General features: G+C 55.4%; 10 protein-coding genes. 9 read left to right on the top strand and 1 reads right to left on the bottom strand.

Going from position 1 to position 13038, the window contains the following annotated elements:
• Positions 1-24 precede the first annotated feature (24 nt).
• Positions 25-303: a transposase gene (locus B0G82_RS24950; protein WP_106278699.1), complete on the bottom strand. Its 279-nt coding sequence runs from the start codon at positions 301-303 to the stop codon at positions 25-27.
• A gap of 448 nt (positions 304-751) precedes the next feature.
• Between B0G82_RS24950 and B0G82_RS24945 the strand changes: the two genes are divergently transcribed.
• The 9 genes from B0G82_RS24945 (at position 752) to B0G82_RS24905 (ending at position 13037) form a co-directional block, all read left to right on the top strand.
• Positions 752-1525 (top strand): EAL domain-containing protein, encoded by a 774-nt coding sequence (locus B0G82_RS24945; RefSeq protein ID WP_241974831.1) that lies wholly within the window; start codon positions 752-754, stop codon positions 1523-1525.
• A gap of 610 nt (positions 1526-2135) precedes the next feature.
• Positions 2136-3374, top strand: a complete 1239-nt coding sequence (gene wecC, locus B0G82_RS24940; protein ID WP_116149000.1) for a UDP-N-acetyl-D-mannosamine dehydrogenase — start codon at positions 2136-2138, stop codon at positions 3372-3374.
• Between the two features lie 187 nt (positions 3375-3561).
• On the top strand, positions 3562-4686 hold the full coding sequence (locus tag B0G82_RS24935; RefSeq protein ID WP_121309390.1) for a glycosyltransferase family 4 protein: 1125 nt from the start codon (positions 3562-3564) through the stop codon (positions 4684-4686).
• Positions 4683-5906 carry an aspartate-semialdehyde dehydrogenase gene (locus B0G82_RS24930; protein ID WP_121309389.1) on the top strand — a complete coding sequence of 408 codons (1224 nt, stop codon included), beginning with the start codon at positions 4683-4685 and terminating at the stop codon, positions 5904-5906. The genes B0G82_RS24935 and B0G82_RS24930 overlap by 4 nt, the downstream gene beginning before the upstream one ends.
• Positions 5903-6667: a WecB/TagA/CpsF family glycosyltransferase gene (locus tag B0G82_RS24925; RefSeq protein ID WP_121309388.1), complete on the top strand. Its 765-nt coding sequence runs from the start codon at positions 5903-5905 to the stop codon at positions 6665-6667. The genes B0G82_RS24930 and B0G82_RS24925 overlap by 4 nt, the downstream gene beginning before the upstream one ends.
• Before the next feature lie 936 nt (positions 6668-7603).
• Positions 7604-8977 carry an undecaprenyl-phosphate glucose phosphotransferase gene (locus B0G82_RS24920; RefSeq protein WP_121309387.1) on the top strand — a complete coding sequence of 458 codons (1374 nt, stop codon included), beginning with the start codon at positions 7604-7606 and terminating at the stop codon, positions 8975-8977.
• Positions 8978-9273: 296 nt separating this feature from the next.
• A complete protein-coding gene (locus B0G82_RS24915; RefSeq protein ID WP_121309386.1) occupies positions 9274-10302 on the top strand; it encodes a polysaccharide biosynthesis/export family protein in 1029 nt (342 codons plus the stop codon).
• Positions 10299-10751: a low molecular weight protein-tyrosine-phosphatase gene (locus tag B0G82_RS24910; RefSeq protein WP_121309385.1), complete on the top strand. Its 453-nt coding sequence runs from the start codon at positions 10299-10301 to the stop codon at positions 10749-10751. Before B0G82_RS24915 ends, B0G82_RS24910 begins: the two co-directional genes overlap by 4 nt.
• A 39-nt stretch (positions 10752-10790) precedes the next feature.
• Positions 10791-13037 (top strand): polysaccharide biosynthesis tyrosine autokinase, encoded by a 2247-nt coding sequence (locus B0G82_RS24905; RefSeq protein ID WP_121309384.1) that lies wholly within the window; start codon positions 10791-10793, stop codon positions 13035-13037.
• Position 13038: the final 1 nt, after the last annotated feature.

Raw genomic sequence — 13038 nt, 5'->3', positions numbered from 1 at the left:
TTTGGGCAAATGAAAACGTATTAATCAAACGTTCGAAATATCCGGATCGTGCAGAGGAAGGCGTTCGTTCACCTGTTCCAGCACACCGGTCTTTTTCCATGCCATGTACCTGAGATAGCAAGTCTGTTGCGGCGGGAAAGTCGCAGGAAGTCTGTGCCATTTTTCTTTTCGTTGTTGCAGCCAGAGTATCGCGTTGAGGATATCGCGATCGCTGCGGCGAGGCCGTCCACGTGTTGATGAAAGCACTGGGAAGAGACTCTGGACGCGGGCCCAATTGGCGTCTGAAAGGGGAATTTCTAGCATCGGACTCGTCTGAGTACTGTGGATGTTATTAGTTTTACATGCTGCTGTTGACAGTGATACTAGTCAATCTATTTCACTCGGTCAAATTGTCTTGTTGGATGTCTTCGCACACAATCACGTAGCGAGCGAAGCAGCGTAACGTCACGCGGAATGCTACGTTACGCGCAGATTCACGCAAACGTTTGGCGAAGTGGATTCGCCCCACTGCGGAATTTGTTCTTTTCCTCGAGAACGCTTGTGCGGCATGGTTCTCTGTTCTTCTTCCACTTCTCTTTACGCATTGAGCCGGGTACTTGGCACGACATGTGCATACGTGGACGGGGTTGGATAACACATTTCCGCCATGCACACGCTCGACTATGCACAACCCGAATCGTCTGCAAACACATTGGACTCACGCATCGACCATGTTGCGCAGAATGACGCGGCTACTTCCGGCGATGCTTCCTTGGGCCTGAGCGAATTCGAAAGGCGCGTCGGCGACGGACTGCGCGCAGGCGAATTCCATCTCGTGTTTCAAGGCGCTTATCGCGCCGCGAGTGGCGTATTGGCACGCTGTGAAGCGCAAGTTCGATGGACGCATCCGGACTACGGCTTACTGCTGCCGGGCATTTTCATGATGCCGCTCGAACATCCGAACGTTGCGCGCGAGATGTTCTCTTTCGTCGTGGACGACGTGTGCCGTGAATTACGCGGCGCTCTCGTCGCGAAGCTGCCGGTGCAGCCGGTCGCGATCACGGTGCCTGCTCAAGTGGCGCTGCTCGATTCTTTCGCAGAGGAACTCATGCGAGTCGCCGATTCGTATGGCGTGCCGGCTTCTCTGCTTGAAATTGAAGTTACCGATAGCGCGGAAGCAGCAAAGTTATTGTCCTTGCGTACGCTGACTGAGGGTCTTCGGGAAGCAGGTGTCGGTCTTTCGATAGGCAAGTGGGGTAATGGCGCATCGTCGCTCGCATTGCTCGGGTCACTCGATGTAGACACCGTCGTTGTCGCGCGCGAGTTAATGGCGAAAGTGCCGGGCGATAAGCGTGGCGCGGCGGTGATGACCGCGATCATGGACCTGCTGCATGCGCTCGATGTGCGAGTGGTGGTGAGCGGTGTGGATACTCAAGAACAGTTTCAGTGGGTGAGCCGGTGGCCCGACGCATTGGTGCAGGGGTTCTGGTTCGCGCGTCCGCAGGCTGGGTTGGGAAGTGTGTTGGCGCTACGGCAGAAAGGGTGACAAGCGCTCGCGACGTTACGTAACGTCGCGCGGTGCATCGCAATTTAACCGAAGCGGGCGGACAGTCCATCGTGATGATCTTATCTCAACAGATCAAGCGTGGACGCGCTCTTCAAGGAGTAGCCGCTGACAATTACAAGAATATAAATGCAATTGGCACGCATGGTGCTTTATAGGTTGCGCGCTGCCCGAATAGCGCAGGAAGTAGAGACATAAGTTGCAGCGAATTCTGTTTCAAACGATCGCCTGACCGGGGGTTATGCTTTCGGTGCAACTGACATTGACGGTCGAACACATTACTTCCGCTCGAAGTATGGCGTCATGTCGCAGGGTTTGGCCCCGCAATACCGGTGCTACGGGGGGAACCGGCGGCACCGGCACGACCACGAAATAGCGCCGGGGGCTAGCTATGCGAGACACGACCAAGCGGCCCACGCAATAGAGATAAGGACCGTTCGGTTGGGTTGTGGCCGACCTGAGCCGAATCATGTCGGCATCGACGACGCTGGTTGCTCGCGAGCACCACCATTGCGCTTTCGAGCACGTAGTTCGGCGGCAAGCAGTTGAAGCTTCCCAGAAAAAAGACTTATTAAGCGACGAGACCAACGCTATGTCATTCGATGTCATCTCCATTATTGGACTTGGGTATATCGGCTTGCCCACTGCTGCAGCATTTGCCGCACGCCGGAAGAAGGTTGTCGGCGTCGACGTATCGCAAAGCGCGGTCGATACCATCAACAAAGGCGAGATACATATCGTCGAACCTGAACTGGACATGCTGGTTCATGCGGCCGTTACCCAAGGCCATTTGCGCGCGACACTGATCCCTGAACCAGCTGACGCGTTTCTCATTGCCGTCCCGACACCGTTTTGCGACGGCAATAAGCCAGACCTGAGTTACATAGAGGCGGCAAGCCGTTCGATTGCCCCGGTACTTAAGAAGGGAGATATCGTCGTCCTCGAGTCGACCTCGCCGGTGGGCGCGACTGAAAAGATGTCGGCATGGCTCGCTGATTGCCGCCCCGATCTGACGTTTCCACAACATGCTGGCGAGCAGTCCGACATACGAATCGCCCACTGTCCGGAGCGCGTTCTGCCGGGACACGTGATTCGAGAACTCGTGCAGAACGACCGCGTGATCGGCGGCATGACGCGCCGCTGTGGCGAGTTGGCTCGCGATCTATACCAGATCTTTGTTCAAGGGGATTGCATCTTGACAGACGCTCGTACTGCGGAGATGTGCAAGCTGTCCGAAAACGCGTTTCGTGACGTCAACATTGCCTATGCAAATGAACTGTCGATGATCTGCGATCGACTCGACATCAACGTGTGGGAACTCATTCGTCTCGCCAATCGCCATCCGCGTGTGAGCATTCTTCAGCCTGGTCCAGGTGTCGGCGGACATTGCATTGCAGTCGATCCCTGGTTCATCGTCGATTCCGCACCTGACGAGGCGAAACTGATTCGAACCGCGCGCGGAGTGAACGACGGCAAGTCTCACTACGTAATCGAGCAGACGAAACAGCTGGCGGCACGTTTCAAGGCTCCAGTGATTGCCTGTCTCGGTCTTGCATTCAAGGCCAATATCGACGATTTGCGTGAGAGTCCGGCCATAGACATTGTCAATCAACTAGCCGACGAGCGCGTGGCAGACATTGTGGTGGTTGAGCCAAACGTGGCGGTCCTACCAGAGGCGCTGCGTGGGAAGGTTGAGCTAACTAGCCTCACTAGCGCGATCGAAGCGGCCGATATAGTTTTGCTGTTGGTCGATCACCGCGAGTTCAAGGATATCAACAGACGCCGATTGCAGTCGAAGCTTCTCGTCGATACGCGAGGGATCTTCTCGTGACACGGCGAAAATCCACGAGCTTGGGTATTCGACATGTCGGGACCGATGGTCTAGACGACGCAAGATCGGCTGAGGGTATGCAGGCAGTCATTGATACGCGACACACTTACACCTATCGCTGCGTTGTTGCAATGAGAGTCTGCGGTCTGGGGGAGAACGGCCGGGTGAGCTTACCGGGAAATTCGTGATGAGCATTCGCATCCTTCATGTCGGGCCCGGTCGCGGGCAAAGAGGCGGCATTGCGTCGGTCCTCTCGCAGTTGGCAATGCTACGAAGCACGTTCGAACAAGCCGGCGTGTCCACTTCGTTCTTTGAAACGCGCGGGTTCCGAACCGTTGGCGGGATATTGGCGTTTGCCTTCATCGACGTTCCAAGTTTCGTATTCGCTGCCAAAAAAACTGATGTCGTGCATTTCCATGTATCCGAGCGAGGCTCGCTGTACCGGAAATTTGTCCTTTTTCTCGTCGCGGCGGTGTTAAGGAAACGTACGGTTTTTCATTTGCATTCTGGGAATTTCGAGCGCTTCGTTGAGAACGCCGATCCTCTCACGCGCTTCCTATGCAGGTCGTTTCTACAGAGGGTCGATTGTGTAATCGCCGTTTCGACACCTTTGGCTAATTGGCTGCAAAGTCAGCGAGGTACCGATGCGGTCCACGTGGTCGGAAATATGGCCCTCGGCGCCGAACAGCGAGTTTTCACACATCGATCGCAGGCATGCGAGCGGCCATACATTGCTTTTGCCGGACGACTGAGCGAAGCGAAAGGACTGGAAGATCTGTTTCGCGCAGTCGCCGAGCTAACGGGAAAGGGCCGGGATATCCAGGTACGAGTGGCCGGAATGGGTGACGTTGAGTGCTGGAGGCGTATAGCATTTAAGCACGGCATTGCTGACCGCGTGATCTTCGAAGGCTGGCTGGAGGGCGACGCGAAACTTGCGTTTTATCGCGGAGCGAGTCTGTTCTGCATGCCGAGTCATTTCGAGTCTTTCGGCATTGCGACACTGGAGGCGATGTTTTGCAGTTTGCCAGTTGTCGGAACGCGATTAGGCGGGTTCCTCGACCTGGTCGTGGAAGGAGTCAGCGGATATCTGGTCGATGTGCGTGATTCCCGAGCACTGGCGGATGCGATATCGAAGCTACTCGATGATCCTGGGCATGCGCGCAAGATGGGTGTCGCCGGCTTAGCGCGTGCATGTGCCCTTTATCGTTCGACGTCGATTGTGCAGCGGTATGTTCAATGCTATCGCAACGCTCATGTGTTTGGCGCCGGAGAACTAGTATCAACGGCTAAGCACTTGGAGCAAAGCAAATGACGGACCGCCTCGATGCCGACTCGCTGGCTGACATACTGATTGCACAATGTCGCGCGAGCGATTATGCCGGATACGACCCGTTTGATGGCCTCAACAGCTCGTTCTTCAAACAGCTAAAGCTTGGCGCTCTGCCTTTCGCAAAGATTGCGTGGCTGCAGCTTCATAAGCGCAGCCTCTGGAACCTGAGGCCGTTTGTCGGTGTGCCGCGCCGCCGCAATCCGAAAGGAATTGCGCTGATCATTCTGGGACTTATCGAGCGTGAACGACGATTGTGCGACGGATGGAGTATTAAGGAGGCCACCCGACTAGCGGAATGGTTATTGGAGCAACGTTGTGACCGCGAGAAGTGGAAGCACAGTGCCTGGGGATATCACTTTGACTGGGCCGCACGCGCTTTCTTTGTCCGCTCTGGTACGCCCAATGCAATTACTACCTGCTATGTAGCGCGCGCGCTTGCCGCGCTCGGACTTGAGACGGGCGAGCCGCGATTGCTGGAGGCCGCCACGGACGCAGGTCTCTTCGTAGATTCGCTTTTCCGGGCGGACGGAGGATATTACGCCTATATCCCCGGCGAATCCGCGTTCGTGCACAACGCGAACCTTTGGGCCGCTGCGGTCGCTGGAGAAGCTGCAAATCGCTTAGGGGACGACGCGATGATGCATCGGGCGATCAGCGCCGCGCGCCGCACAGTGACGATGCAACGCGCGGACGGTGCATGGCAATATGGTACGCGGGACCACCACTCGTTTGTGGATGGGTTCCATACGGGTTACAACCTGGAAGCGCTATCAGCCCTGCAACGCACTGTGAAGTTCGATGAATTCGATGAAGCGATACGCCGAGGAATGGCTTACTACCGGGACAATTTTTTTCTCCCGGACGGCACAGTCAAATACTACGACAACTCAGTCTGGCCGCTTGATACGCATTCGGTTGCTCAAGCGTTGCTTACGTTGCAAAGCGTTGATTCCGGCGATGATGACCACCTCCTGGCAACCAGGATCTTTGAGCGTGCAGTAGACACGCTCTATATGCCACGCGAACGTCGTTTCATGTACCAGAAAGGGAAACTGACGACAAACCGAATCAACTATCTTCGCTGGACGCAAGCTTGGGCGTTTTACGCGATCGGGGCATACGCTAATCGCATTCGTTTGAAAGGTGAACTTCAAGAGCAAAGACAACGAGGGTTTGAGTACCTACCGGGGATGACACAATGAAACGGATCGAGCTTTTTGGATGTCCGATGGATGTTGCCACCATGCATGAGACCGTCAACATGATTGGCGATCGAATTGAACGCAAACAATTTACTCAACATGTGGTGGTTAACGTCGCGAAACTTGTTGGCATGCAGACCGACCCAGTACTCGACGCGTCGGTCCGGGCTTGTGACATCATCAACATTGACGGGATGGGCGTAGTTTGGGGCGCGCGATTATTAGGCCATTCTGTGCCGGAGCGAGTTGCGGGAGTGGATCTCTTTGAACGACTTTTGCAGATGGCCGTGGCGCGCGGTCTGCCCGTGTTCTTCCTGGGCGCGATGGAAGCGATCGTGGCAAGGACGGCATCATTGACAACGGCACGGTACCCCGGCCTGCAGGTCGTTGGTTTTCATCACGGATACTTCTGGGACGACGAGGAGAAGGTGGTTGAGCAAATTCGACGATCCGGCGCAAGACTTCTTTTTGTCGCCATTACTTCGCCGAAGAAGGAAAGCTTTATTAATCGCTGGCAGGATCGTCTCGGTGTCGACTTTGTAATGGGAGTCGGCGGGACTTTCGACGTCGTCGCTGGAAAAGTACGTCGAGCCCCGCAGTGGATGCAGCGCAACGGGCTGGAATGGGCCTTTCGGGTCGCGCAGGAACCAAGACGCATGTGGAAGCGATATTTAATTACGAATAACCGGTTCGCCGTCATGCTGCTACGAGCACGTATTGCATCGGCGATTCAAGGTGCAGCAGGCCAGCCGAACGAATAGACCTGCGCCGCGGGTGATAGATAGTGGGTCACCGGCGAACTCTGTTCGACAAACGTGCAGGCCTTTCGCGGCGACGGTGTTGGCCGAACTTGGGTCGTCCGAGGCGCGGCCGCTCGCTGCCGCCGTGTCAGCGACCTTTGAAGCTATACAAAGCTTCCGTAGACGGTCAACGCTCTTCGGTATTGCCCAACCCCCGCATCCTCTCTTTAATGTCTCAGTCGACGTCGCCCCCAGCCAACTTGAAATCTGGTTGGATGGAGCCTACAGACACTTGCGGTGACGCAACGATGAGATTCCTGATGGCTTGAAAGTCGATTCTCTTTCCAGCCAGACGTTGAGTCGTTTGGCCTGTCGCAGCCGTTCTAGACAACGCGCCTCCCGTGCCGTCACGACGTAACGTCGTTGCCGTGTTACGTGACTCTCGACGTAACGCTCTTCCACACAGCGCCGCGCAGTTCGTTTTTTACGCCGAAATGTGCCGTACGCGCGGGAAATGGCGCTGCCGGAGCGGTGAACCCTCTTTAACGACTATAGAAAACGACTCTTTTTATGATTGGCATGATAGCTGCTTATAAAGGGTCGCTGACACGAATTTCACTAATGGTCGGGAAGACCAAAGTATCTCGTCTTCGCGGTCTCGGGAAGCGGCTACCACATAGTCTTCTTCACATACTGAGCGGGTGTCTCGGCGAAGGTGATTCGGTTGGATTTTCAGTTCGATTTTCGAATGAAGCGCGTGCGGGTTGGGCCAGCTCGCACGGTGTTAGGTTAAAGGAGGCTTCAGCCCGTTTCCGGAATGTTCGGATCGTCGGGCGTTGCGGAAATTTGATTCGCGCGTGAATGGCGCCGAATTCGATATTTCCGGCTTCAAGCCATGTTAATAAAATGGATCGCAGGTCTGAGAACGATCGCAGATCCAGCGATGCCGGGGTCATCATGATCGGAATCCGATCAATTGTTGCACGTATTCTGGACGGACTAGTAGTGGTTATCGGTGCGATCGTCGCGTCGGACGTCCGCCTTGACAGCACCGCGCTCGAGCGGCCCGATTTCATGCTCGTGTCGTTTGTCACCATGTTTACGCTTGTAGCATTTCCAGCATTCCAGATTTACGTGTCGTGGCGCGGGCGGTCGTCGATCGCGATGATCAGCCAAGTGTGCTTTGCATGGATTTCCGTTCAAGCCGCAAGCCTCGTGTTGTTGTTCATGATGCATCGGACAGACCACGTGTCGCGGTTGTGGTTCGCATACTGGACCAGCCTCACCGGCATCGGCTTGATCGGCATTCGTACGATCGCTTACCTGTTGCTTGGGCGTGTTCGTCACGCAGGGCTTAATCTGCGCAAGGTCGCTGTGGTTGGCAATGGCGAGCATGCCCGCTATGTCATCGAGCAACTCGCCCAGTCGCCAGCGAGCGGATTCCGGGCCGTCGCGCTTTACACGCCCGAGCAATGTGTTCTGTCATCTGCCGTGTCGACGTTCGCGGACGTTGATGCATTCGCTACGTTTGTTCGAGCCGAAGACATCTCCGAGCTTTGGCTAGCGTTGCCGTTAGCGGAAGCGCTCACGATTCAGGCTGTCCTCAAAACGTTTGGTGACGATCTCGTCAATATCCGCTTGATGCCGGACATGGGAAGTATCGGGCTCATCGGCGGCGCCGTAACAGATCTTATCGGCATGCCGACCATCAATCTGATGGCGTCGCCTTTGTCGAATGCAGCAATGCTGAAGAAGGCGCTATTCGATCGGCTATTTTCTGCGTTCGTCCTCACCGTGCTTGCGCCGGTACTACTCGTCATTGCCATCATGGTGAAACTATCATCGCCAGGCCCCGTAATCTTCACCCAGCTCCGAAAAGGCGCGGACGGGCGCGTCTTCCGCATCTACAAATTCAGGACTATGCGGCTACACGACGAGCAGGCAGGTGCGCTACGCCAGGCTACGCGCGGTGACGCTCGCATCACACGGGTGGGTCTGTTCCTGCGACGCATGAGCCTCGACGAGTTGCCGCAGTTCTTTAATGTCCTGAGAGGCGACATGTCCGTCGTCGGCCCTCGACCGCACGCAATCGAGCACGACAATCACTATAAGCCGCTTGTCGACGGGTATATCCACCGATACCGCATCAAACCAGGAATTACTGGCTGGGCGCAAATCAATGGCTTTCGTGGCGAAACAGATCATATCGACAAGATGATCGGACGGGTGCAGCACGATCTCTTCTACTTGCGAAACTGGTCGTTCTGGCTCGACATGCGGATCGTTGCCGCGACCGTCGTCAAAAGTTTCGTTCATCCGAATGCCTATTGAACCAGTGGGGCCAGTTGTCGAACTTGGCTCACTTGCACGCGTTGGATTCCTGGCGTGCACGTATGCAGATCGAAGTAGATGAGTGGCGTCCGCCAAATCGAAGATCGCTATAAGAAGAAAAGCGGCACTGTGGCGGACATTTGCTTGATGTTCACATGTAATCAAAAATAATGAGAAATTCAAAAACCTTTCTTCCCGATTCCGTCGCGTCAGGCCTACGCGGCAGTCGAGTAATTGCATTTGTCCTTGGGATCGGTGTAGTCCTGTCCGGATGCACAGTCGCGCCGGGGATGCGAATGAGCGAGCCAGCAACCCTCGCGACATCGGATAACACGTCGATGCAGGTGCCGATTGCGGAGATCAATGCGACGCTGATTCAACAACTAAAGATGTCTTCTGCGGCGATTAACTCAGAGGAGATCAAAAGGCTATCGGACAAGCCGTCGCCGTACACGTTCGGCACAGGCGACGTACTGCAGATTGTTGTTTGGGATCATCCTGAGCTTGCGGAGGCGCAAGGTCCGCAGCAGCAGTCAAATGGCCGCCCCTACGATCCGCCGCAAGGCTTTGTGATCGATCATAACGGCAACATCCAGATTCCGTATGCGGGCGACGCACATGTTGCCGGGTTGACTATGGATGAAGCGCGCTCGGTTGTAACCAGTGCATTGTCTCGATTCTTTATCAAGCCGAAGGTCTCCGTACGGGTAACGTCATTTCGCGCCAAGGAGATTTTTGTTGATGGCGAGGTCCGTGCCCCTGGCACTGTGCCCATCAATGACATTCCGATGACGCTGTTCGAAGCAGTTAACCGCGCCGGCGGATTTGCGCCGACCGCGGATCAGAGTCATCTGGTTCTTGTACGAAAAGGCGTGTCGTATTCGCTTGATGTTCCAGGCATGCTGGCGCGCAATGTCAATCCCGCTAGCATCTTGCTCCAGGACGGTGACCTGCTGCGCGTTGTGTCGCGTGAGGAGAGCGGCGTCTACGTGATGGGTGAGGTCAACAAGCCGATGACGGCGTTACCGCTGCGTACCGGCAAATTGAGTTTGAGCGACGCGCTTTCACAAGCCGGTAGCCTCAATAGCGGCAGTGCGGATGCCGCGCAGCTTTACGTGATCCGTGGCGCGCAAAGTAGCGAACCCAGAGTATTCCATATGGATGCACGTTCTCCAGTGTCGATGGTACTGGCCAATCAATTTGAATTGTTGCCTAAGGATGTCGTCTACGTGGACGGTAACGGCCTCGTTCGTTTCAGCCGCGTATTGAACCTTCTGCTACCTGCGATCAATGCCAGCCTTACCGCGGCGGTCGTGACGAAATGATCCGGCGCCTTCTCGTGGTTTGTCAGGGCAATTTATGCCGGAGTCCGATGGCGCAGGGTTTGTTTCAGCGGCTATTGCCTGATATCTCGGTTTCATCGGCGGGCTTAGCTGCCAGACAAGGCATGACGATCGATCCGGTGGCCGGGCGCATGCTTGAGTTACGTGGGATCGACATGTCGTCACACCGCGCCGTGCGGCTCGATGAAGGTGTTTGTCGCTCGGCCGACTTAATCCTTGTCATGGAGCTTGAGCAGCGCAGGGCTATTGAACGCTTTTATCCGGTCGCACGAGGACGTATCTATCGCGTCGCGGAGGTATTTCCGTCTGATGTCAAGGATCCGTACCTGCGTTCGCAGCGCAATTACGACTACGCAATGACGCTGATTGAGCATGGTGTCAATGATTGGGTCGAACGCATCTGCCAATTAGCCGAGAGCAACCAGCGCTAAGCGAGCGCGTCTCGCTTCAAAAGGATATCTGAAGTCGACATGAACTCTTCGAAATCGAATTCTCAAAACTTTCGCGAATCGGATGAAATCGATGTTCGCGGAATCGTTGACATGATCGTCAAGAACGTCAGGCTCATCGTCGTGGTGACGGGCGTCTTCTGCGTGCTTGGCACGTTGTACGCGATCATTGCGGCACCTGTTTATGGCGTAGACGTCGTCGTCCAGGTTGAAAGCAGCGGCGCCGATATGATGGGAGGGGCAGAAGGAGGTCTGGTGGGCGGCCTGAGCACTCTGTTCGACGTGAAGTCGACCGATGACGGTGAAATGGAGATTCTTCAATCACGCCTTGTCACAGAGTCTGTCGTCAAAGACAAGCGTCTTTTTATTGATGCACATCCTAGGTATTTCCCGCTTATCGGGAGCGTAATTGCTCGTCACAACAAGAAGCTGTCGACCCCTGGAGTGCTCGGCATCGGTGGTTTTGTTTGGGGACGTGAAAGGATCACAGTATCCTCATTCGACGTGCCGCGAGACTTCTGGGAAGACCGGTTCGTTATCACGACCCTTGCAGATGGACGCTATCGGTTGTCAGGAGATGACATCGATAACGATGCTACCGGACAAGTCGGCGTGCCGTTGCGCGTGCAAACTGCGTCAGGCAACGTAAATCTGGTTGTCGATCACATCGAGGGGCGTCCAAATGCACAGTTCATTGTCAGGCGTTTCTCCACGCAAAAGATGCTCACGCAGCTTCAGAAAGATCTGGTGGTTACTGAGAAGGGTAAAGACCAGTCGGGAGTGATCGGCGTGAAATACGAGAGTATCGACCCCGTTCTTGGCGCAGGGGTGATCAACGAAATAGCTGATAATTATGTGCGTCAGAACGCCGATAGAAAAGCCGCCACAGCAGAAAAATCTCTGCAATTTCTGACCGCTCAATTGCCACAAGTCGAAGGGCAATTGAGGGTTGTGGAGGATCGTCTGAATGGATATCAGAACAAGCACCAGATCGTCGATTTGAGCGAACAGGCAAATGCAATGCTTGGCCAGGCAGTGGGCGCGCAGACTGCACTCTTCGAATTGGAACAGAAGCGAAAAGCACTTGGATCGGTATTGACCACCGAGCATCCCCAACTTGCTTCGCTGGATCAGCAAATCGCTGCCGCGAGACTCAATATCTCTTCATTCGAGAGCGCGATCTCGCGCTTGCCGGATGCGCAACAGAATGTCGTGAGACTTCGACGCGACGTCACCGTTCAAACGGCGATCTATGTTGGACTGCTGAACAGCATTCAGCAACTGCGTCTCGCAACGGCCAGTAAGATCGGCAACGTGCGCGTGATCGACCACGCGGTTGTTCCGGACGAGCCCGTGCGGCCAAAGGTTGCCTTGGTCGTGGTGCTGGCAACGATCATCGGGTTGCTGGTCGGGATATGCGTGGCAATTGCCAGAGCCGTGCTGCACGGTGCGGTCACGGATCCGTCGGAGATCGAGCGGGACACCGATCTCGAGGTGATTGCAACGATCCCGAGGAGTCCGGCCCAGAAGAAATTGGCGGTCGTGGGAGCCGCTCAGACGCGCTCCATTCTTTCTCTTTCACGCCCGCACGAGCCTGCGGTTGAGGCGCTGCGCAGTCTGTGTACCGCAATGCAGTTCCTCCTACTTGATAAGCCGAAGAACAATCTCGTACTTATCACTGGGCCGTCTAGCGATATCGGGAAATCCTTCACCTCGGCTAACGTTGCGACACTTCTCGGCCAACTGAATAAGCGCGTGCTGTTGATCGACGGTGACTTGCGGCGCGGTCATCTGGCTAAAGAATTTGGCGTTCGCTCGCAAAATGGCCTTGCGAACGTGCTTCGTGGCGAGATTCAGGTGAAAGACGCCATCGTTCGGGATGTTTCTGCGCACGTCGATTTTCTTCCCGCTGGTCCGCGGGTCGGGCAGCCGGTTGAACTGTTCCAATCGAACAACCTGTCGAGCTTGCTGTCGGATGTTTCGCACCAGTACGATCTGGTGCTGATCGATGCGCCTCCTCTTTTGCCCGTGACCGATGCGACAGTGTTTGCGACATTTGCAGGGACGATTTTGCTGGTGGCGCGTTCTGGTGTCACGAGTCTCGGGGAGATTCGAGAGTCGGCCAAGCGTATTGGTCGGGTCGGAGCAAAGGTCTCGGGCGTCGTTTTCAACTGTTTCAGTCCTGGATTGAGATCCGCTCAGTACGGCAATTACGGTGCTTACGCATATGAAGGCGCGGATACCGCAAAGCGCCTCAAGCACGAGTGAC

The sequence above is a fragment of the Paraburkholderia sp. BL17N1 genome (genome assembly GCF_003634175.1).
Lineage (GTDB): Bacteria > Pseudomonadota > Gammaproteobacteria > Burkholderiales > Burkholderiaceae > Paraburkholderia.
Note: the sequence above shows the minus strand (reverse complement) of the source record. Positions and strands in the feature narration are given on the sequence as shown.